The sequence below is a fragment of the Streptomyces sp. NBC_01445 genome, assembly GCF_035918235.1.
Classification (GTDB): Bacteria; Actinomycetota; Actinomycetes; order Streptomycetales; family Streptomycetaceae; genus Streptomyces.
This window is the reverse complement of record NZ_CP109485.1, coordinates 3,073,857-3,095,894: the sequence shown is the minus strand read 5'-3', so window position 1 is coordinate 3,095,894 and position 22,038 is coordinate 3,073,857. Positions and strand designations below refer to the sequence as shown.

Here is a 22,038-nt window from a genome sequence, read left to right as displayed (position 1 = left end):
CGCCGCGCAGGCGCACACTGGAGGGCGTGATGATCGATGAGGACACGCGGTACGAAGCGGTGCGCAGCCGTGACGCGCGCTTCGACGGGGAGTTCTTCTTCGCCGTCGAGACGACCGGCATCTACTGCCGCCCCAGCTGCCCCGCGGTCACCCCCAGGCGGAAGAACGTCCGCTACTACGCCACCGCAGCGGCGGCGCAGGGCTCCGGTTTCCGCGCCTGCCGGCGCTGCCGCCCCGACGCCGTGCCGGGCTCGGCCGACTGGAACGTACGCGCCGACGTGGTGGGCCGCGCCATGCGCATGATCGGCGACGGCGTCGTCGACCGCGAGGGCGTCGCCGGGCTCGCCGTGCGCCTCGGGTACAGCGCCCGCCAGGTGCAGCGCCAGCTCACCACCGAGGTGGGCGCCGGACCTGTCGCCCTGGCCCGCGCCCAGCGCGCGCACACCGCGCGCGTCCTGCTCCAGACGACCGGCCTGCCGATCACGGAGATCGCGTTCGCCGCGGGCTTCGCGAGCGTGCGCCAGTTCAACGACACCATCCGTGCGGTCTACGCCCGTACGCCCACGGAGCTGCGCGCCGAGGCCCCCGCCACCCGCGCCACCGCCACGGCGGCCGGCATCCCCCTGCGCCTCGCCCACCGCGGCCCCTACCAGGCCCGCCCCCTCTTCGACACCCTCGCCCGCGAGGCCCTCGACGGCGTCGAGGAGATGACCGGAACGCCGGGCGCCCGCACCTACCGGCGCACCCTGCGCCTGCCCTACGGCACCGGCGTCGTCTCCGTCGACGAGCGCACCAGGTCCACGCCCGCGAGCCGCGCCGCGCACCACGGCGGCTGGCTCGACGCCCGCATCCACCTCACCGACCTGCGCGATCTGACGACGGCCGTGGGACGCCTGCGGCGCCTGTTCGACCTGGACAGCGACCCGTACGCGATCGACGAGCGCCTCGGCGCCGACCCGCGCCTCGCGCCACTCGTCGCCGCGCGGCCCGGCCTGCGCGCGCCGGGCGCCGCCGACCCCGACGAGCTGGCCGTAAGGGTCCTCGCGGGGCGGGAGGAGGCGGCGCGGCTCGTCGAGCGGTACGCGAAGGCCGTCGACGCGCCCTGCGGCACCCTCACCCATGTCTTCCCCTCGCCCGACGACCTCGCCGGGGAGCCGGGACCCGTCGGCGCGCTCGCCACGGCCCTCGCCGACGGAGCCCTGCGCCTGGATCCGGGCGCCGACCGCGACGACGCCGAGGCCGCCCTGCGCGCCCTGCCCGGCGTCGACGCCCGCACCGCCGCCCTCATCCGCATGCGATCCCTGGCCGACCCCGACGTGGCCCTCCCCGAAGAGCCGGGGCAGGAACCCGTACCGGACACCTGGCGCCCCTGGCGCACGTACGCACAGCAACACCTCTGGACACAGCGACAGTTGGAGCAGCAGTCATGACCGTGTACTACACCGTGCTCGACAGCCCCATCGGTGAACTCCTGCTCACCGGCGACGAGTCGGGTGCCCTCACCTCTCTGTCCGTGCCCGGGCAGAAGGCAGGACGCACGGTGCAGCCCGGGTGGCGGCGCGCACCGGAGCGCTTCGCCGACGCCGAGAAGCAGCTCGCCGCCTACTTCAGGGGTGAACTCAAGGAATTCCACCTGGAGTTCAGCACGGACGGGACCGAGTTCCGCGAGAAGGTGTGGGCGGCACTCGACGCCGTGCCGTACGGCGCGACCACCACGTACGGCGCCGTCGCCGCGAGCATCGGCGCGTCACGCGCCGCGGTCCGCGCCATCGGCGGCGCGATCGGGGCCAACCCGCTCCTCATCGTCCGCCCCTGCCACCGCGTGATCGGCGCGGACGGCTCCCTCACCGGGTACGCGGGCGGCCTGGAGTGCAAGCAGCAGCTGCTGGCCCTGGAGGGAGTCCTCCAGGACGATTAGTCGTCGAGGCCCCTAGTCGTCGAGCCCCCAGCTGTGGATCTTGTGCGGGTGGATCCGGATGAGCTCTTCGCTGAAGTGCGCGCCCAGGTGGTGCGGGCCGGTGAGGAGTTCCGCCTCGCCCCTGATGTCGACGCCACGCACCTTCCACGGCTTGACGCTGAGGATGTCGTCGACGACGAGCGCGACCTTCGGGTTCGCCTGGAGGTTGCGCCACTTCTTCGTCTTCCCGAGCGTGTATCCGCCGACCAGGATCGTGCCGTCGTCCTGCGGGAAGAACCCCACAGGGTTCGCCTGCGGCTGGCCCTTCGGGTCGACGGTGGCCAGCCGTCCCAGGCGCTGGGACTTCAGATAGGTGAGCTCGGCCTCGCTGAATTCGGTCATGGCCTCAGCCAAACACGATCGCCCCCGCCATGCATCGGGCCCCGGTCCTAGGGCCGTTGCCCGATGCGTCCCGGCGGCTAAGAGAAGAGGCGTGCGTACCTGTCGTGCCAGGGGTGCGCTTCCTCCAGCTGCGCGCTCAGGGCGATCAGGGTGGCCTCGTCGGCGGGGCGTCCCACCAGGGAGACTCCCACCGGGATCCCGCCCTGTGGGGTCCAGTACAGCGGGACGTTGACCGCCGGCTGGCCCGTCATGTTGTACGGGCTGGTGAAGGCGCTGAACGCGCTCTGCCGGCGCAGGTTGTCGAGCGGGTCGCCGGACTCGTCGAAGAACTCGAGCGGTTGCGGCAGCGTGGCCAGCGTCGGGGTGAGTACGGCGTCGTAGCCGGACGTCGCCCGTACCGCACGGCGTGCGGCGCGCTGCATCCCGGTGATCGCGGCCGCGAGCTGCTCGCCGCTGATGCCACGGCCGAACTCGCGCCACGCCCGGGTCACCGGCCGCAGCAGCTCCTCCGCTCCGGCGTCGAGGGTGTGTCCGAGCGACTGAACTCCCCACGCCGTCACGAAGTGGCCGCTGATCTCGGGACCGAACGGCGTCGGGATGTCCTCCACGACGTGCCCGAGATCTTCGAGCAGGTGCGAGGCGTGCTCCCAGGCCGCCAGGCATGCCGGGTCCACCGTCACGCCTTCGGCGGCGGGCCGCGCGTACCGGCCGATGCGCAGCCGCCCGGGGGAGCGCTCGGCATACGAGAGGAACGTCTCGCCCGGCGGGAGCGGCGGTGCCCAGTGCGGGTCGCCCTGCTCGGGCCCCGCCAGCGCGTCGAGCAGCGCCGCCGCGTCGCGCACACTGCGCGCCAACGGCCCTTGTACGGAAAGGCCGTTGACCTCGATCCCGGCGGGGCCCGAACTGACCCGGCCCCGCGACGGCTTGATGCCGAAGAGGCCGCAGATGCTCGCCGGGATCCGGATGGAGCCGCCCCCGTCGCTGGCGTGGGCGACCGGCACGAGGCCGAGCGCCACGGCCACCGCCGCCCCGCCGCTGGATCCTCCGGCGGACAGGGCAGGGTCCCACGGGTTGCGGGCCGGACCCGACAGATCGTTGTCGGTGTAGCAACAGCAGCCGAATTCAGGGGTGTTGGTCTTGCCGAGGCTGATCGTGCCGGCCTCGCGCAGCCGGGTCACGCTGTAGGCGTCGGCCTCCGGCACATGGCCGCCGAAGGCCTTGGACCCGTACGACGTGCGCACACCGGCCGTGTCCACCAGGTCCTTGACGGCCGTCGGCACGCCGAACAGCGGCGGCAGGTCCCCGTCCGCGCGCCGCTCCTGCGCGGCCGCCGCCTCGGCGAGAGCGGCGTCGGGCGTCACCGTCACAAAGGCGCCGAACTGCTCGTCGTAACGCTCCACCCGGTCCAGGTGATGCCGTACGAGTTCCACCGGGCCGACCTCGCCCTTGCGGACGGCGGCGGCCTGTTCGAGGGCGCCGAGTGCGTGCAGCCGAGTCGCGGCGGTCATGCGGTGCTCTCCTTCAGTTCGGCGACCTGCCGGGCCACCAGTTCCTCGTGCTCCTCGACGTCGCGTCGCGCGTCGCGCGGCCGCCACCTGCCCGTCATCACGAAGATGAACGGCAGGAACAGCACCTGTCCGCCGAGACACACCCACCACCAGGTCTGCCACGCGTGCGCGTTGTCCGCGCTCGCCCGCTGCACCTCGGGCCCGTGCTCGCGCAGGATCTTCAGCTGTGGCGCCGCCTTCTGCACGGTCTCCAGACCTTCGGCGCCGACCTCCTTCCGGGCCTGGGCCAGCAGCGGGGCGGGCACCTTGTCCGGTGCGTACGAGCCGAGTTCGGCGAAGAGCTTCGGGTGGGCGTCGGTGATGGCGAGGGCCGGAGCCGCCTGCACCGACGCCGCCTTGACCTCCGCGCCGTGTTCGATCAGCGGGGTCACGGTGCTCACGACGAGCGGTACGAAGGCGGCGGACAGGGCGACGGTGATCCGCACGATCCAGCCCCACACGGCGAGGCCCGTGGCGGTGGCCGCCGGGTTGTGCCGCTCGACCGTCTCCGTGAAGCTCGCCATCCACGGCGAGTAGGCGATACCGCTGGTGACGCCGATGCCCGCCACGATGAACGCGAACGTGTAGTAGCCGGTGTGCGGTTGGGTGGCGTGCAGGGTGAACGCCAGCGTGAAGCCTATGGACCCGAGCGCGCCGAGCAGCATGAAGGGCTTGCGCACGCGCAGGCGGTCGGAGAACAGGCCGGCCAGGACCAGGGAGATCGCGTTCGCTCCCCAGTACCAGTTCAGCAGGGCGTTGGCGCGCTGCGGGGTGTATCCGAAGTTGGTGGCGAAGTAGAGCACGAAGTTGCCGACGGCGGCGAAGTACAGCAGGAGGTAGACGCTGATGGCGACGGCGGAGCCGATGACGTCGAGGCGGAGCATCTGGCGCCACTGTCCGCGCAGCGCCGTCTCGGTGTCCATCCCCTTGGCGCGTGCCTCGACCAGCGCGCGGTCGCGCAGGCTCACCATGATCTGGTCGCGCAGCGCCGGGGCCAGCTCACGCAGTCCGAACAGTGCGACGACGAACATGACGAGGCCGCTGATGCCCGCGAAGCGGATCTCGTCCTGCCAGGTGGTGGAGCCGCTGAAGGTGCGGGAGGTGACGGCGGTGACCACGAGGCTGCCGATGATCGGCCCCATCGTCCAGTAGCCCATCGCCGAGGCCCGGCCGAGCTGCGGAGAGAAGTCCCTGATGAGCGCCGGGGTGGCGACCAGGATCATGCCCTCGACGAGTGACACGGCCGCGTAGACGATCAGATAGCTCACCTTGCCCGGCGCGTTGGGCAGGGCGAACGTGGTGAGCAGTCCGACCACCAGCAGGCCGTAGACCACGATGTTCGCCCGGCCCCAGCGGTCGGCGAGGCCGGCCACCAGGGACGAGAAGGCGCCCACCGCGTTGGCGGCCACCGATATGTAGACGAAGTACAGGAACGTCATGTGGTAGTGGCTGATGATGGCTGTCGACACCGCGTACTGGATGTACAGCTGGTAGTAGAGAACGATCGTGACGAGCACGACGATGCCCAGGTACCAGTACCGGGGACCACTCTCGGGGTAGTGGTCGAGCCGTCTGCCGCCGAGGCGGCTCAGAGCTGAGGGGATTGGCCGGCTGGTGCGCCGCGCCGTGCCCGCCGGTGACGAAACCGACATCATGCCTCCCTGCTGTCGAGACACACGCCAGCGTGTGCATGGTCGGGGAGGCTAATACCGTCCAGTCGGTATCTCCTAGGGGTAGGACAAGGGTTTGTGATCTCGTTACGGCGGGAGTGTGTGGCCCGGGCCTGCCCGGAGGCGGGCAGGCCCGGGCCGCGGGGATACGCGCCGGCGTCAGGCGGGCAGTCCCCAGCGCTCCGCCGGCGCGTTCGCCGTGACCGGCTCGACGCTCAGGTCGGGGCGGTCGCCCTTCGCCGTGACGAGCGCCGAGTCGCCCTTGCGCAGGGTGATCCGGATCGCGCCGTCGCCCGTGTCCTCGTAGCGGAGCGGCCTGCCCCGGCCGTCGCGTACGTCGACCGCGCCCGCGATGCCGTGCCGCACCACACACGGTGCGCCCGCCTCGCTCAGCAGCCGCACCCAGCGCGTCGTGCCGCCCTCGCGTACCGCGCTCAGCAGAAAGGCGCCCTGCGTACGGAAGTTGTGGACGGCGAGGTCCTTCCATGCGGCGGGCAGGGCCGGGAAGACGCGGATCACGCCGCCCCAGGACTGGCACACCATGTCGTGCAGGGACTGGGCGGCCGACAGCGGCGTCTCGATGACCGGGCCCGACTCCTTGTACATGGTGTTGGCCTGGATGAAGCGGGACATCAGCTGGCCCAGGTACTTCAGGGCGTCCTCGCCCTTGCCGAGCAGCGCCGACATCGAGGCCGCGCCCGTGAACGTATAGCCCTGGAGGGCCCCTTCGAAGCCGACCCAGTGGGCCAGCGACTTCTCGATCAGGGCGAGTTCGTCGGAGGTGCGGCCGGTCAGCTCGTACAGCGGGTACACCGCGAGCATGTGCGAGTAGTGGCGGTGGGACTTCGCGAAGGGGATGTCCGCGCCGATCATGAAGCCGTTCGTGTCCGTCGGGTAGGCCACGCGCCTGGCGAGCACCTCCCGCCAACGCGGCGCCAACTCGTCGTCGATGCCCAGGAGTTCGGCCGAATCGAGGAGGGTGCGGCAGCCCCACGTCAGGAGCATCAGGTCGTAGTTGCAGTCGCGGGTGTTGCCGCCGTACTCGGGCGAGAACGTCGCGGGCAGGTGCAGCCTGCCGTCGGCTCCCGGCTCCAGGAAGTGCAGGTAGTAGTTGATCGCCTTGCGCAGCAGCGGGAAGAGGACGTCGCGCAGGATCTTCTCGTCCATGGTGTGCCGGTAGCTCAGCCACACGTTGTGCAGCGCCCAGGTGAGGTTGCCGACCTCGGGGGTCGGAGTGTCCTGGCCGGGGATGCCGACGCCGTAGCCCTGCGCGTTGCTCGTCGCGCCGCCGTTGACGAGGTGCATGTCCGTGGTGCGCGGGATGCCGAGCGAGTCGGCGCGGTACGGGGCGGCCATCTCGGCGGTGAGGTTGTCCCGGAACTCGCCCAGCGCCCGCGTGACGGCGTCGAGTTCGAGGTGGTTCGAGCCGTGGATCAGCCAGTACTCCAGCTGCACGTTGAGGTTCCACCAGGTCGCGGGCCACGGCGTCGGCTCCAGCCAGGGGCCGCTGGTCGCCATCACGGGGGCGTCCCGGCGGGCGGCGGACGCCGTCTTGTAGAGCTGGATCCAGTAGAAGCGCTGGATGCGCGCGTCGGGGACGGACAGGAAGCTCTTGCGGTAGTACGCGTGCCACCAGGCGCGATGGGTCACGGCGAGGGCGTCGTAGGGGAGCACGGCCGCGGCGCGCACCGTCCGGACGGCCCGGTCGCGGGCGGTGGACTTCGGGAAGGAGTGCGCCACGTTCACGTACAGCGTCCGCCGCTCGCCGCGGGTGCGCTCGCGCCAGGCGGTGACGTGCTGGCCGCCGGACAGGAGCGGCTGGACGGAGGCGGAGATGCCGTCGTACTCACCGGACTCGGCGGGCGGGTTGCCCTCGTAGCCGGCGGGGATCGGCTGGAACGCGGCGCGCGGGCTGATCGACTGGGCGGGGTGGAAGACCCACGCGAAGCCGCGCTCGCCCTCGGACGGGGTGACCTCGACGGCGAGGACGGAGAGCGCGTTGGTGACCTGGGCGCGGATCGTGAGCGTGCCCTGGTCGGTGGTGAGGGTGCCGGTCAGCTCCGCGTCGCGAAGGCGCAGGCGCCAGTCGAGGCCGGTGATGGCGCCGACGGGTTCCAGCGTGAAGTAGCCGATGGGCAGCCGCGCCAGACCGAACAGGGAGCCGAACTCCGGGCGGTGGTCCTGGACCTCGGAGTGCTGGACGTTGAAGCGGATCGCGTTCTTCCCGGGCTCCTGGTAGATCCCGGAGCCGAGGAGGCCGTTGCCCAGGTAAGGGCCCTCGTACCAGGTCTTCGGCATCTTCTGCCAGACGAGGTCGGCGTCGTCGAGGACGGTGCGCCAGGCGTCTTCGGAGGGAGCGCTGACGGCTGTGGCGGGAGGCGCGACGGGAGTGGCGGCGGTGGCCGGTGACGGCAGCCCGCCCGCCAGCGCGGCCCCGGCGAGGGTGGATCCGGTGGCGAGCACGGTCCTTCTGGACGGTCTTGGCATGGCGCGGCCTCCACGTGTCGAAGCGGACGTCGATTCATCGGAGCTATCCCCTGCGGCAAGCTAGAGATGTGACGAGAGCCCGTCAATATGCCGGGAGAGATCCGATGTAACTCGCGCTACGTGGATGCTGTACGTGTACATGAACCGGAGCGGCTAGCCCCAGATCGCGGCCCCGATCCAGGCGCCCACGATGAGCAGGCAGGCGAAGAGTTCGGCCAGGACGCTGGAGCCGCCGGCCCGCATCGCGGTCCGGGTCGAGGCGACGGCGTCGCCGTGCCGGCCGAGGCGCAGGCGCTCGCAGAGGTAGATACCTCCGACGAACCCCGGGATCGATCCGATCACCGGGATCACGCAGAAACCGACCAGGGCGCCGGTCCCCGCCCATATCGCGGTGCGGCGCGTGGCCCCGCTCTCGCGCAGCCGGCGCGGCGGGAGCTGCCAGCGAAGCACCTGAGAGGCGAGCAGGACAGCGGTGGCGCCGACCAGAACACCCCAGGCCAGCCCGTTCGGGTCCTGGAGCGACCACACGAGGACCGCGGCCCACACGAGCCACGACCCGGGCACCCCGGGCACGAGCACTCCGCACAGGCCGAGCAGCATCACCACTCCCACCAGCAGGAGTTCCCACACGCCCATCTGCCAAGAGTGCCGGACAACGGCCGAACCCGCAGATCGCAGAGCTTCACGCTCCGCCACCACCGACGGCTTCCGGCCGCGGAAGTCACCCCTCCGCGCCGTGCTCCCCGATCCGGCCCCGGGCCTGCTTGGCACCGCGCTCCATCGCCGGATCGTCTCGACCCGGAAGTCACCCCTCCGCGCCGTGCTCCCCGGTTCGCTCCTGAATCCGCTCCCCGCCCCGGTCCGACCCCGGCACGTCCCGTGACACCCAGCCCCGCTCGTACGCATGCCACCCCAGCTGGAGCCGCGTCGTCACACCGGCCAGTTCCATCAGGCGCTTCACCCTGCGCTGGACCGTGCGAAGCCCCAGGTCGAGCTGCTTGGCGACGCTCGCGTCCGTGAGTCCGGCCAGAAGAAGGGAGAGGATCTCCAGGTCCGTGCCGTCGGGGCCGTCCGGCTCCTGCTCGGTGATGGCGCGGCTGCTCTCGCCGAGCCGCAGCGGCAGCGCGTCCCGCCAGACCGCCTCGAACAGTCCGGACAGCGACTCCAGGAGCCCGCTCGCGTGCACGACGAGCGCCGCGGGCTCCGCCCCGCGCGAGGTCAGCGGCACCATCGCGAGCGCCCCGTCGGCGATCACCAGCTTCGTCGGCACCCGGTCCACGACCCGTACCTGCTCGTCCCGTCCGATCGCGGCCGACAGCTCCGTCAGCCCCGTCGGCATCGAGAGCACCTCGCGCTCCACCACGACCCGGTACGCGACACCCCGGCCGGTGGCCTGCTCCTCCGCCTCGTTGTCCATCCCCGAGACGACGATCGGGTTGCCGGTGACCAACGCGCACACCTCGTCCGTCGCACCCAGCTGAAGCTGCAGGAACCGCTGCGAGACCGCCGCCGCGCCCGTGACCACCTCGACCAGATCGTGCACGGCGGGCTCGGCGGCCTGCGCCCGGTACTCCTCCGCGAGCAGCGCCGCCGCCAGCTCCGCCTTCTCCAGCTCGTGCCGCTGCTGCGTCAGGAGCGCGCCGAGCGCGACGCCCGGCGGAGCCGCGACCCAGCGCCCCGGCCGCGCGGACGACTGCGCCGCGAGCCCGTGCCGCTCCAGCCTGCGCAGCGCGTGCTCGGTCTCGTACTCGGCGAGGGCGAGCCGCCCCGCGAGATCGGGCACGTCGGCCGCGCCCAGCGACACGAGCGCGCGGTAGGCGCTCTCGTGCATCTCGTCCAGACCTATCGCACCCAGCATGCGGCGATGCCCCTCCCCGAGCCTCGGTTCCGGCGGCACCGTGGCGGGAAACGGCCACGGCACAAACCCGCCGCGCCCCATCTTCCCCGCACCAGCGCTCTCTCTGCCAATGTGGCGCCACCGCAGCACCAACATCCGCCGGGAATACGGCCTTTGTGCCGTATTCACCTGCGCTTTCACCTGGGGAGAGGGAGAGCGATGCGCGCGATATCGCGTACGGCCTCGGTGGCGGCGACCGCCGTCGTCCTGGCCGTCACCGCGGCCCTGCCTACCGTGGCCGAGCCACGGGAGGACGCCAAGAGACCGCTCGTCGGCAGCGAGGCGGCCGCGAAGGAGGGGGCTGGCTCCGTCGTCACGCTCGTCACGGGCGACCGGATCCTGGTGACCAAGGACGGTTCGGGCCACAGCGCGGCCACCGCGCTCCCCGGCGAGGACGGCACCGCCCCGCTCGTGCAGACGCGGACGTCGGGCCAGGACCTCTACGTCTATCCCGCCGGGGCCGTCAAGGCGATCGCCGACGGCCGCGTCGACGAGGAGCTCTTCAACGTCACGGGCCTCGTCCGCCAGGGCTACGACGACGCGCACAGCAAGTCGCTGCCGCTCATCGCGGTCTACGACAAGTCCGTCGACGTCGCCCGCAGCGCGCCCGCCGCCCCGCGCGGCGCCGAGCGCGGCCTCGTGCTCGACCCCGTCGACGGCGTGGCGCTGAAGGCCGACAAGAAGAAGGCCGCCGACTTCTGGGCGGACGTCACCAACACCCGCTCCCGCGCCGCCGGCTCCCTCAAGAAGCTGTGGCTCGACGAGAAGGTGGAGGCCAGCCTCGACCGGTCGACGAAGCAGGTGCACGCCCCCGAGGCGTGGGCCGCCGGGTACGACGGCAAGGGCACCAAGGTCGCCGTTCTCGACACCGGTGTCGACACCGACCACCCCGACCTCAAGGGGCGCGTCGCCGAGTCGAAGAACTTCACCGACTCGCCCGACGCGACCGACCACCAGGGCCACGGCACCCACACCACGTCCACCGTCGGCGGGACCGGCGCGGCGAGCGACGGCAAGAAGCGCGGCGTCGCCCCCGGCACCTCGCTCCTCAACGGCAAGGTCCTCAACGACTCGGGCTCCGGCGCCACTTCGTGGATCATCGCCGGCATGCAGTGGGCCGTCGACCAGGGCGCCGACGTCGTCTCCATGAGCCTCGGCAACCCCGCACAGACCGACTGCACCGACCCGATGGCCATCGCCACCGAAGAACTCGCGCAGTCCTCGAAGAACACCCTCTTCGTCATCGCGGCGGGCAACACCGGCCCCGGCAACAACACCGTGTCCTCACCCGGCTGCGCCCCGAGTGTCCTGACTGTCGGTGCCGTCGACCGCGACGACTCCACCGCGAGCTTCTCCAGCCGCGGCCCGGCCTACGGCTCGCACACCCTCAAGCCCGAGATCACCGCGCCCGGCGTCGACATCTCGGCCGCCGCCGCGGGCGGCCGGGGCGTCTACGCGTACCAGTCCATGAGCGGTACGTCGATGGCGACCCCGCACGTCGCGGGCGCCGCCGCCATCGTCAAGCAGCGCCACCCCGACTGGAGCGCGCAGCAGATCAAGTCGGCCCTCGTGTCCTCCGCGGACGCGGCCATCCCCGGCGACGTGCGCGAGACCGGCGGCGGCCGCCTCGACGTGAAGGCCGCGATCGACGAGAAGGTGCTCGGCGCGAGCGCCGTCCAGGGCGGCAGCTTCAACTGGCCGCAGGACAGCAGTGACCGGACCACCGTCGACGTGCCCTACACCAACACCACCGACAAGCCGGTCCGACTGAGCCTCTCCGTCAAGGGCGTCACCGGCAACGACGGCTCCGCGGTCCACTCCTCCGTCGCGAAGCTCGGCGAGCGCACGGTCACCGTCCCCGCGGGCGCGACCGTCAAGGTCCCGCTGAAGATCGACCCCACCGCCTCGCTCAAGGCCGCCCAGTACGGCGACGTCACCGGCCGCGTGCTCGCCACCGCCGACGGCGTCGGCGTCTCCACGCCGTTCTCGCTGTACGTGCAGCCCGAGACGGTCACCCTGCGCGTCAAGCTCGTCGACCGCCTCGGCAAGCCCGCCGACGCCCAGTCGTCCGTCGACGTGATCGGCACCGACGACGCCAGAGGCGAGCGCCGCTTCAACGAGGGCGCGGCCGACCAGACGTACCAGGTGCGTCCGGGCCGCTACTTCCTCTCCAGCTTCGTCGCCACGCCCGACACCGAGGGCACCCTCCTCAACTCCCTTTCCTACCTGGCCCGTCCGCAGCTCGAGGTCAAGAAGGACACCACCGTCGTCCTCGACGCCCGCAAGGCCGGCCGATTGAGCGTGAAGACCGACAAGGCGTCCGAAGTGCGCGGCGCCACCCTCGGGTTCGCCCGCAGCTGGGACGACACCTGGCTGCACGCCGGCACCGCGGCCGGCGGCCGCAGCATCGCCGGCTACTACGCCGACGTCGAGGGCCGGGCCACCGACGGCACCTTCGAGTTCGACAGCTTCTGGCGCGCTGCGGCCCCGCAGCTGACCGAGTTCGGCGTCGAAGGAGGCCCCGCGCTGCACGCGGTGGCCGGGGCGACGAACTCCGCCAACCTCGACGGCTCCGGCAAGGCCCAGGTCGTCGACGCCAAGTCCGGTACGGCCGCCGAGCTCGCCGCGGCCGGCGTCAAGGGCAAGATCGCTCTGGTCAAGCTCGCCGACAACGGCGCGGCCGCGGCCGTGGCCAAGGCGGCCAAGGACGCCGGAGCCATCGCCGTCCTCGCCCACCGCTCGATCCCGGGGCGCTTCTACCCGTCCGTCGGCTTCATCGGCGGCTCCCTGCCCGTCATCGGTATCCCGTCCGACGAGGCCGCCGACCTGCTCACCCGGATCGGCGCCGGCGACGTGACCCTCCACTGGAAGGGCACGGCGAAGAGCCCGTACCTCTACAACCTGGCCTTCCCCGAGAGCGGCCCGGTGCAGAGCGCGCGCACCTACACCGTCCGCGACCGCGACCTCGCCGAGAACAAGGCGACGTACCGAGCGATGGGTACGCCCACCGACTACATGGACATCCCCAGCGTCACGCGCCCCAGCGGACTCTCGGCCTACTTCGGTGACTTCGAGACCGTGGCGGCGCCCTCCCACCGCACTGAGCTCTACTCGGCGGGGACCACCGGCTGGGGCCACCAGGTCTCCAGCAGCTTCCCCTGGGGCGAGTACATGATCGACCCGGTGCGCACGTACAAGAAGGGCGAGCACCGCACCGAGGAGTGGTACGGCGGCGTGCTCGCGCCCACCACGCCCCTCGACGAGGCGGGGAAGCCGGCGCTCGCCGCCGAGCGCCAGGGCAACCTGATCGGTGTCGCGCCCGGCTTCTGGGGCGACAGTGAACACCAGGGCGTCCAGGGCAGCTTCGGCGACTTCGGTGGCATGGAGCTGAAGCGCGACGGCGAGGTCATCGGGGACAGCGCCTGGCCGTCCGGTGTGTTCGACGTCCCGGCCGACGACTCGTCGTACGACCTGACGCTCAACACGTTCAAGCAGAGTTTCGGCGCCTGGAACCGCTCCACGCAGACGACGACGACCTGGTCGTTCCGCTCGCACCTCGAGGAGAACGCCTACTCGCAGGGCATCCCGCTGCTCTTCCCGCACTACGCCCTTCCGCAGGACGACCTCAAGACGCTGCCCGCCACGGACGGCCAGCGGATCACGCTCACCGCGACCGGTCACGCCGGCTACACGCCCGGCAAGATCACCTCGGCCGAGCTGTCGTACTCCTACGACGGCGGCACCACGTGGACCGAGGCGCCGACCGGTGAGCGTGACGGCAAGTGGAGCGCGACCGTGAACCACGCGGGCGCCTCCGGCAAGCCGGTCACGCTCAAGGCCGAACTGACCGACTCCAAGGGGAACTCGGTCACGCAGACGGTGACGCGCGCCTACGACGTGCGCTGATCACCGAACGAGCCGGTCCGCCGGGCGTCCTTCCCGTGGGGGGTGGGGTCGTCCGGCGGACCTTTTTCGCTTCAAGCCGGGTCATTCGGGGCCATTTTTGGTCGTTTTCGAGTGTCCCGTTTTCGTAAGGCCCGTGCGGTGGACAATAAGGGCATGAGCCAGCAGGGGGAGAGGAACTCCGGCCGACACGGTCAAGGCGACGACTGGTGGGGGCAGTTGTACGACGAATCCACCGACGACACGGGCCCGGCCCCGGCCCCGGACACCCTCGACGACCGCTTCGCCTCGGTGTCGGGGACGGTCTCGCCACCAGGTTCCGACAGGGGCGAGGAGCAGGTCCCGGAACCGGTGCCTGAGCAGGTCCCCGGGCCGGTGCCCGAGCAGGTCCCCGGGCCGGTGCCCGAGCAGGTCACGGAGCGGGCGCCGGTCCCGGAGCAGCGGATCGCTCCGCCACCGCCACCGCCCCCGGAGCAGCGGATGGCTCCGCCACCGCCCCCGGCGCCTGCACGGCCCGTGGACCCGCCGCCGGATCCGGGCGCCCCGCGCGCCCCGTGGGAACCCCCGGCACACGCTCCGGGGCGCCCCCGGAGTTTTCCGCCCGGGCCACCGCCGCCCGGCCACCGGCCACCACCGCCCCCTCCCACCGCCGCGCCGGACCTCCGCGCGCCCGACACGGATGCGCACGCCCCCGACGCGGCCCCCGACGCCGGCCCCGGTCAGGACGCGGTCGTCGCCGAAGGGCCCGGGGCCCGCCCCGAACCCCCGGTCATCCCCTACGTGGGCGACGGCCCGCCCACCTACGACGCGGAACCCACCGCGCTCCCGCCCGCCGACCCCGACACCCTCGACGACCTCGTCGCCGACACCGTCCTGGACGGCGCCAGATACGGGACATCCACCCTGCGCGCGGTGTCCGTGCGCGGCGACTCCGCGCGTTACCGGGGCGAGCCCCGCCGCGACTGTCTGCTCACCGCCCGGTTCGGCACGGGACCCGGCGCCCTGATCCTGGTCGCCATGGCCACCGGCGCCCGCGCCGCCCCCGGGGCGCACCGCGCGGCGGCCGAGGCCTGCGACTGGATCGGCCGTGCCGTCGGCCGCAGCCACGCGAGGCTCGCCGAGGACATCCGCGCCGCCCACCGGGGCGACCTCAAGTCGGGCCTGCACCGCCTGACCGACCGCAGCCTCGGCAGACTCAGGGCGAGCGCCGCCGAGCAGGGCCTCGAACCGGAGGAGTACACGGCGAGCCTGCGCTGCCTCCTGCTGCCCGCCGACCCCGACTGCCGCACCCGCGTGTTCTTCGGCGTCGGCGGAGGCGGCCTGTTCCGGCTGCGCGACGGCGCGTGGCAGGACATCGAGCCGCAGGTCTCCGAGGTGTCGGGCGCCCCCGTCGTCGGCTACGGCTCACCGCCGCCGGAGACCCCCGACGGCGACCGCCTGACCATGGACCTCGGGATCACCACGCCCCCGAGCCCGTACGAGCCGGCACCCGAGCAGCCCCGCGACCCGTTCCGCTTCCGGGCCTCCGTCGCCCGCCCGGGTGACACGCTCCTGCTGTGCACGGCGGGCCTCGCCGAGCCCCTGCGGGGCGAGCCGGAACTGTCCGGGCACCTCACGCGCCGCTGGAACGGGAGCGGCCCGCCCGGCCTCACCGCCTTCCTCGCGGACACCCAGGTACGGGTCAAGGGGTACGCGGACGACCGCACGGCCGCCGCTGTTTGGGAGGCGTAACCGCGCCCGCTGTGAATTCATGGGGAAAGGAGTGTCCTCAGTACCCGGTTCGTGAAGGGGCGCGTGAGTCATGGCCAAGCAGAACGTCGCCGAGCAGTTCGTCGACATCCTCGTCCGCGCGGGCGTCAAGCGCATGTACGGCGTCGTCGGTGACAGCCTGAACCCGGTCGTCGACGCGATCCGCCGCAACTCCGCGATCGACTGGATCCACGTACGGCACGAGGAGACCGCAGCATTCGCCGCCGGGGCGGAGGCGCAGATCACGGGGAAGCTGACGTCCTGCGCCGGCTCCTGCGGGCCCGGCAATCTGCACCTCATCAACGGGCTCTACGACGCCCACCGCTCCATGGCCCCGGTCCTGGCCCTCGCCTCGCACATTCCGTCGAGCGAGATCGGCCTCGGCTACTTCCAGGAGACCCACCCGGACCGGCTCTTCCAGGAGTGCTCGCACTACAGCGAGATGATCTCCAACCCGCAGCAGATGCCGCGCGTCCTGCAGACGGCGATCCAGCACGCGGTCGGCCAGTCGGGCGTCAGCGTCGTCACGCTGCCCGGCGACATCGCCGACCGGCCCGCCCCCGAGAAGTCCGTCGAGACGGCGATCGTCACGTCCCGGCCGACCATCCGCCCGGGCGACACGGAGATCGACCGGCTCGTCGAGATGATCGACGAGGCCGCCAAGGTCACCCTCTTCTGCGGCAGCGGCACCGCGGGCGCGCACGCCGAGGTCATGGGGTTCGCCGAGAAGATCAAGTCTCCGGTCGGGCACGCCCTGCGCGGCAAGGAATGGATTCAGTACGACAACCCGTTCGACGTCGGGATGAGCGGGCTGCTCGGGTACGGCGCCGCGTACGAGGCGACGCACGAGTGCGATCTGCTGATCCTGCTCGGCACGGACTTCCCGTACAACGCGTTCCTGCCGCAGAAGGACGTGAAGATCGTCCAGGTCGACGTCAGGCCGGAGCACCTCGGCCGGCGCTCGAAGCTGGACCTCGCGGTGTGGGGCGACGTGCGCGAGACGCTGCGCTGTCTGACCCCGCGCGTGCAGCCGAAGACGAACCGGCGCTTCCTCGACAAGATGCTCAAGAAGCACGCGGACACCCTCGAAGGCGTCATCAAGGCGTACACGAAGAAGGTCGAGAAGCACGTCCCGATCCACCCGGAGTACGTCGCCTCCGTACTGGACGAACTCGCCGCCGACGACGCCGTGTTCACGGTCGACACGGGCATGTGCAACGTGTGGGCGGCGCGCTACATCTCGCCCAACGGGCGCCGCCGCGTGATCGGTTCGTTCTCGCACGGCTCCATGGCCAACGCGCTGCCGATGGCGATCGGCGCCCAGTTCGTCGACCGCGGCCGCCAGGTCGTCTCGATGTCGGGCGACGGCGGGTTCTCCATGCTGATGGGAGACTTCCTGACCCTCGTCCAGTACGACCTGCCGGTCAAGGTCGTCCTCTTCAACAACTCATCCCTCGGGATGGTCGAGTTGGAGATGCTCGTGGCGGGGCTCCCGTCGTACGGGACGGCGAACAAGAACCCCGACTTCGCGGCCGTCGCCCGCGCGTGCGGCGCGTACGGGGTGCGCGTGGAGAAGCCGAAGCAGCTCGCCGGGGCGCTGAAGGACGCCTTCAAGCACAAGGGCCCCGCCCTCGTCGACATCGTCACCGACCCCAACGCCCTGTCGATCCCGCCGAGGATCAGCGCCGAGATGGTGACGGGCTTCGCGCTCTCCGCTTCCAAGATCGTCCTGGACGGCGGTGTCGGCCGCATGGTGCAGATGGCCCGCTCCAACATCCGCAACGTGCCGCGCCCGTAGCCGGTACGTGTCGCCCTGCCGGCGCCTGCCGGGCCACGAGTTCGTTGGTGGATGAATCCACAGGAGTGCGGACATGCGTGCGGGGCATGCATTCCCGTGTACGCGTTCGAGCGTGGTCGCAGGAGAAGGGTCAAGGTCATCGGCGTGCGGGCGGGGGTCATGAAACGGCTGGTACGAGGGCGCGTTCCCACCAAGGTGGCCGGACGCTCCCCAACGGAGGGAGCGCCGGGCGGCGACGGGGCGGCGACAGACGGCACGACGGACGGCGGCGCGAAGCTCAGGCGCACGCTGGGGCGGTCCGATCTGCGGGCGGTGCCCGAGGCGAGACGCGCACTGCGTGAACTCCTCGACGAGTGGGGCCCGCCGGAGAGGTCGCAGACCGCGGAGCTGCTCACCAGCGAACTGGTGACGAACGCCCTGGTGCACACCGACCACGACGCCGTCCTCACGGCCACCGTCGGGCCGAAGCGGCTCCGGGTGGAGGTCAGGGACTTCGTGGGGCGCAGGCCGAGGCTGCGCGCACCGGTCGCCGACGACGGTACGAACGGCCGGGGTCTCGTCCTGGTGCAGTCCCTCGCGGACGCCTGGGGCGTACGGGCCCTGGGGGTGGGCAAGGTGGTCTGGTTCGAACTGGACGGTGGTCCCGCGTGACACCGCGGGACCACCGCCCGGAACGGCAAGCCCGCCGGGCCGAACTCCCTTCGGACGCTCCCTAGCCGAATTGCTGCTCGAGGTCCTTGAGCTTCTGCTCCAGTGAGTCGAGCCGCGGCAGGGCCTGGGTGTCGTCCTCCGCCGTGAGGTCGACCGTGACGGGCTTGCCGGCTTCAGGGCCGCCTTTGACGGCCTGGAGGGAGGGACGCGCGCGCAGCGGGAGCTGTTCCTGGGGTGAGGGCGGCGGGTCCTCCGATATGGCAGGCTCCGCGCCCGCCTGCCCCGTGCCGGCCCCCGCGGAGACGGCGGTCTGCACGTCCACCTGGCGCCCTCCGCGCCCTCCGAGCGTGGGATGACCCCGGCTGATCGCCTTGAGCTGGGCCCGCTCCAGCTTCTCGTGCTCGCGCCTGCGCAGCCGGTTCTGCTCCTTCTCGCGCTTGTCCTCGCGCACCTCCTCCACTGCCTCGTCCAGGGTGCGCACCCCTTCGAGCAGCATCAGCGACCAGGCGCCGTACGTCTCGCGGGGCGCGCGCAGCCACCGCACGATCCGGATCTGCGGCAACGGCCTCGGCACCAGGCCCTGTTCGCGCAGGGCCGCGCGGCGGGTCTGCTTCAGTGCGCGGTCGAAGAGGACCGCGGCGGACAGGGACATGCCGGCGAAGAAGTGCGGGGCGCCCGCGTGACTGATGCCGCGCGGCGCGTGCACCCAGTTGAACCAGGCGGCGGCGCCCGCGAAGGTCCACACGAGTATCCGGGAGCCGAGCGCCGCGTCGCCGTGGCTCGCCTCGCGCACCGCGAGCACGGAGCAGAACATGGCCGCGCCGTCGAGGCCGAACGGGACGAGGTACTCCCAGCCCCCGGACAGGTTCAGGTTCTGCTGGCCGAAGCCGACAAGCCCGTGGAAGGAGAGCGCGGCGGCCACGGCGGCGCAGCAGAACAGCAGCAGGTAGGACGCGGTGCCGTAGACGGCCTCCTTGCGCCTGCGGCGTTCCTCGCTGCGCTCCCACGAGTCGTCGGACGATGCGGCCGCCCTCTCCCCGGCGCGCTTGCTGCGCGCGAGGACCGCCACCGCCGCCAGCAGGCCCAGGAGCAGCACGGCGCCGGGAAGCAGCCAGTCCAGCGATATGTCGGTCAGTCTCATCTGGGGTCCCTTGCGTCGCGGTAGGGCTTTTCGGCCGCCATATTGACTCAAGGCCACCTGTGCGCAAGGAGTTTCGGGACAAGAGAACGCCATTGGAGTGCGAGGGGGCGTACGAAGCGGGTATGCGCTCGAACTCCCTTGAGAATGAGGGAAGTTGAGTTCGAATCACGTCACCCGAAAGGGTGGTTCATGGTGAGGGGGTTGCCGTCGTCGTGTTCAGGCGGTTGCGCTCAGCCTCGCCACTCGGTCCGCGTCGCAGGTGCGGGGGCACGTCACGCAGGTGTCCTCGGGGCGCAGCGTGTAGAAGAGGCAACAGCTCGCCCGGTCGCGCGTCGGCAGCGACTGGCCCTCGGGGCCGGTGAGTTCACGGAACGCGGGCTTGCCGGCGTACGGCTTCGTCGTGCCGGGCAGCAGCAGTTCGAGCTCCTGCATCGCGCGGCGCTCGTCGCCGAGCAGATGGGCGATGTACCAGAGGCCCTCGACGATCTCGTCGGTCGCCATGCCCCACAGGGCGCGCGGGCCGCGCCGCATCCGCGGTCCGAATCCGGTGAGCACGGGGCCCAGGTGGTCGGCGACGGCCGCGCGCACCTCGGCCCGCAGCGCCTCCTCGTCGGGCACGACGTGGGCGCCGGGCAGCGCTGCGGCCGGGTCGCCCGGCAGGCAGGCGAAGTCGGTGACGCGTACGGCCATCCGTCCCAGGGTGCGCTGGAAGGCGACGTTCGTCACGGGGAAGCGCGGGACGCGGCGGTCCAGGAACCACGGCACCGTGACCAGCAGGCAGGCGGGCCAGGCGTAGCGGTGCAGGCCGAAGCTGGCGACGACGTCCGGGCGGGCCTGCTGCCCGTAGTCCTTGAGCACCTGAGCGTTGTCCCACGCGAGGAACGCGTCGAGGGCGGGTCCGCCCTCCGCGAGCCGGGCGGCGGCGACCCAGCCGCTGCCCTGAGGGGGCTGCTCGGTGTCCGCGAGCTCCGTGATCCGCAGACCCGCGAACACCTCGGTCAGCCGGGTGTACGCGGGCGTGAGCGCGCTGGTGGCCGCGGGGGCCGATGCGGGGAAAGGCATGCAGGGGACCACCGAATCGCGATCGTTTGCAGGTAAGCCTTACCTTACCCGAACGATGGGGGGTTTGAACTGCGGGCCCAGCGGCCTATGGTTCTGCGTTGGACGAATTCCGCGGATTACCGACGACCGGGGAGGACCTGGGTGGAGCAGGCCAGAACGCGCGCCGACAGCGCCCCCTCAGGGCTGCCCGCGAGCGTTCCCGAGCAGCGGGGTACCGCCGGGTGGCACCAGGTGCCCGAGCAGACCCGGGGCGAGCACACCCACAGCGAGACGCCGCTGCCGCGCCCCCGCGTCGAGCGGACCTCCGTGCGCGGACAGGTGCTCGACGCGCTGCGCACCGCGCTCGTCGACGGCGAGCTCGTGCCCGGCGAGGTCTACTCCGCGCCCGCCCTCGGGGACGGCCTCGGCGTCTCGGCGACGCCCGTGCGCGAGGCGATGCAGCAGCTGGCCCGCGAAGGCGCCGTCGAGGTCGTGCCGAACCGCGGCTTCCGCGTCACCGAGCGCAGCGCCCGCGAGCTCGCCGAGCTGGCCGAGGTGCGGGCGCTGATCGAGGTGCCGGTGGTGCTGCGGCTCGCCCGTACGGTGCCGGTGGCGCGCTGGGCCGAGCTGCGGCCCCTCGCCGACGCGACGGCCGTCGCGGCCGCCGGCGGCGACCGTGCGCACTACGCGGAGACGGACCGCGCCTTCCACCGCGCGATGCTCGCCCTCGGCGGCAACGAACAGCTCGTACAGGTCGCGGACGACCTGCACCGCCGCTCGCAGTGGCCCCTGCCCGGCGGCGGACCGCTGTCCCGCCGCGCCGACCTGGTGGCCGACGCCGCGGAACACATGGCACTCCTCGCGGCCCTGGAGGCCCAGGACCTCACGGTGGTGCAGGCGCTGGTGCGGGAGCACTTCACCGGGGCAGCGGACTGACTGCGCCGCCTTCAGCCGCGCCGGACCGTCAGGCCGCCGTCGGCAAGTGCTCCGCCAGCCATGTGGGGACGCCGCCCAGGAGGCGGAACAGGCGGGACGCCTCCGCACGCAAGCGGGCCGCCGCCTCCGGGTCGGGTTCCGCCTCTGCCAGGGAGGCGAGCGCCGGTGCCGTGCCGACCAGGTAGCCGAGTTCCTCGCGGATGCGCAGCGACTCGGCGAAACCGTGCCGGGCCTCCGTCAACTCGCCTTCGCGCAGGGCGAGTCCGGCCAGATGGCGCCAGGTGAAGGACAGCAGCAGCGGATCGGGGTGCGCCGTCGCACCCGCGTGGGCTCTGCGGTACGCGGCCCTGGCCGCCTGCGGCGAGTCGGACAGGTTCTCCGCCATCAGGCCGCGCCGGAAGTCCAGCAGGGCGCGTCCCGGGGCGCCGGGCGGGAGCAGTGCGGCGGCCCTGCCGAGCGCGGAGCGCGCCTCGTCGGCCCGGTCCCGTACCCCCAACAGCGTTGCCGAGTAGGCGAGTTGGCCGCGCTCGCAGGCCGCGGCGCCGCGTTCGCCGTCGTCGTGAGCCAGGGCCTCGGCGGCGCGCAGCGCGTCCTCCGCGGCGGCCCAGCCCTGCTCGGTGTAGAGGCAGCGCTCCCCGAGCAGCGCGGCCCGCTGGAGCGCGGCCCGCGCGTCCGTCGCGGCGAGCCGCTCGAGCAGTGCGGCCGCGTCGGTCCAGCAGGCGCGTGAGCGCAGCCGCCATACCGCGGTCTGGAGTGGATCGTCCCCTGCAGTCGTTCCGGAACCAGACATGGCGGTATGCGCCACGTTGCCCTCCCCGAGCACACCATTGAGCCGAGCTGTCGTGCGCGCATCTCAGCATGGATGGGCACACTCGGCCAAGGGGGTAGGTGAAAGATTTCACAATCGCATGGGGTGGCG

The 22,038-nt window shown here is 72.1% G+C and carries 16 protein-coding genes; 7 read left to right on the top strand and 9 right to left on the bottom strand.

Annotated elements, in window-relative coordinates; all coding sequences use genetic code 11:
- Positions 1 to 29 precede the first annotated feature (29 nt).
- Positions 30 to 1,430 carry a DNA-3-methyladenine glycosylase 2 family protein gene (locus tag OG574_RS14200; protein ID WP_326778478.1) on the top strand — a complete coding sequence of 467 codons (1,401 nt, stop codon included), beginning with the start codon at positions 30 to 32 and terminating at the stop codon, positions 1,428 to 1,430.
- Positions 1,427 to 1,918, top strand: coding sequence for a methylated-DNA--[protein]-cysteine S-methyltransferase (locus OG574_RS14195; protein WP_326773530.1), 492 nt, complete (start codon positions 1,427 to 1,429; stop codon positions 1,916 to 1,918). The genes OG574_RS14200 and OG574_RS14195 overlap by 4 nt, the downstream gene beginning before the upstream one ends.
- A 12-nt stretch (positions 1,919 to 1,930) precedes the next feature.
- Here the strand turns inward: OG574_RS14195 and OG574_RS14190 are convergent, their stop codons facing one another.
- From OG574_RS14190 to OG574_RS14165, 6 genes are all read right to left on the bottom strand, one after another.
- Positions 1,931 to 2,299 carry a PPOX class F420-dependent oxidoreductase gene (locus tag OG574_RS14190; RefSeq protein ID WP_326773529.1) on the bottom strand — a complete coding sequence of 123 codons (369 nt, stop codon included), beginning with the start codon at positions 2,297 to 2,299 and terminating at the stop codon, positions 1,931 to 1,933.
- A gap of 77 nt (positions 2,300 to 2,376) precedes the next feature.
- Entirely contained in the window at positions 2,377 to 3,807 is a 1,431-nt protein-coding gene (locus OG574_RS14185) for an amidase (RefSeq protein WP_326773528.1), read from the bottom strand.
- Complete coding sequence (locus OG574_RS14180; RefSeq protein ID WP_326773527.1) at positions 3,804 to 5,501, bottom strand: MFS transporter; 1,698 nt, start codon at positions 5,499 to 5,501, stop codon at positions 3,804 to 3,806. Before OG574_RS14180 ends, OG574_RS14185 begins: the two co-directional genes overlap by 4 nt.
- A gap of 174 nt (positions 5,502 to 5,675) precedes the next feature.
- Positions 5,676 to 8,003: a glycosyl hydrolase family 95 catalytic domain-containing protein gene (locus OG574_RS14175; protein ID WP_326773526.1), complete on the bottom strand. Its 2,328-nt coding sequence runs from the start codon at positions 8,001 to 8,003 to the stop codon at positions 5,676 to 5,678.
- 153 nt (positions 8,004 to 8,156) lie between these two features.
- Entirely contained in the window at positions 8,157 to 8,639 is a 483-nt protein-coding gene (locus OG574_RS14170; RefSeq protein ID WP_326773525.1) for a DUF456 domain-containing protein, read from the bottom strand.
- A 169-nt stretch (positions 8,640 to 8,808) separates the two neighbouring features.
- Positions 8,809 to 9,861 (bottom strand): winged helix-turn-helix transcriptional regulator, encoded by a 1,053-nt coding sequence (locus tag OG574_RS14165; RefSeq protein WP_326773524.1) that lies wholly within the window; start codon positions 9,859 to 9,861, stop codon positions 8,809 to 8,811.
- 198 nt (positions 9,862 to 10,059) lie between these two features.
- On the opposite strand from OG574_RS14165, the gene OG574_RS14160 reads away from it, so the two are divergent.
- The 4 genes from OG574_RS14160 (at position 10,060) to OG574_RS14145 (ending at position 18,001) form a co-directional block, all read left to right on the top strand.
- On the top strand, positions 10,060 to 13,806 hold the full coding sequence (locus OG574_RS14160) for a S8 family peptidase (RefSeq protein WP_326773523.1): 3,747 nt from the start codon (positions 10,060 to 10,062) through the stop codon (positions 13,804 to 13,806).
- A 153-nt stretch (positions 13,807 to 13,959) separates the two neighbouring features.
- Complete coding sequence (locus tag OG574_RS14155) at positions 13,960 to 15,534, top strand: protein phosphatase 2C domain-containing protein (RefSeq protein ID WP_326773522.1); 1,575 nt, start codon at positions 13,960 to 13,962, stop codon at positions 15,532 to 15,534.
- A gap of 70 nt (positions 15,535 to 15,604) precedes the next feature.
- Positions 15,605 to 17,350, top strand: a complete 1,746-nt coding sequence (locus tag OG574_RS14150) for a pyruvate dehydrogenase (RefSeq protein WP_326773521.1) — start codon at positions 15,605 to 15,607, stop codon at positions 17,348 to 17,350.
- Positions 17,351 to 17,509: 159 nt separating this feature from the next.
- Positions 17,510 to 18,001, top strand: coding sequence for an ATP-binding protein (locus tag OG574_RS14145; protein WP_326773520.1), 492 nt, complete (start codon positions 17,510 to 17,512; stop codon positions 17,999 to 18,001).
- Between the two features lie 61 nt (positions 18,002 to 18,062).
- On the opposite strand, the gene OG574_RS14140 is transcribed toward OG574_RS14145, so the two are convergent.
- Together OG574_RS14140 and OG574_RS14135 are read right to left on the bottom strand one after the other, a co-directional pair.
- The gene (locus tag OG574_RS14140) at positions 18,063 to 19,142 is read right to left on the bottom strand and encodes a DUF2637 domain-containing protein (RefSeq protein WP_326773519.1); all 1,080 of its coding nucleotides are present in this window, start codon (positions 19,140 to 19,142) and stop codon (positions 18,063 to 18,065) included.
- A gap of 216 nt (positions 19,143 to 19,358) precedes the next feature.
- The gene (locus tag OG574_RS14135; RefSeq protein ID WP_326773518.1) at positions 19,359 to 20,204 is read right to left on the bottom strand and encodes a (2Fe-2S)-binding protein; all 846 of its coding nucleotides are present in this window, start codon (positions 20,202 to 20,204) and stop codon (positions 19,359 to 19,361) included.
- 141 nt (positions 20,205 to 20,345) lie between these two features.
- On the opposite strand from OG574_RS14135, the gene OG574_RS14130 reads away from it, so the two are divergent.
- On the top strand, positions 20,346 to 21,119 hold the full coding sequence (locus OG574_RS14130) for a GntR family transcriptional regulator (protein WP_326773517.1): 774 nt from the start codon (positions 20,346 to 20,348) through the stop codon (positions 21,117 to 21,119).
- Positions 21,120 to 21,147: 28 nt separating this feature from the next.
- On the opposite strand, the gene OG574_RS14125 is transcribed toward OG574_RS14130, so the two are convergent.
- A complete protein-coding gene (locus OG574_RS14125; protein WP_100591784.1) occupies positions 21,148 to 21,909 on the bottom strand; it encodes a hypothetical protein in 762 nt (253 codons plus the stop codon).
- Positions 21,910 to 22,038 lie beyond the last annotated feature (129 nt).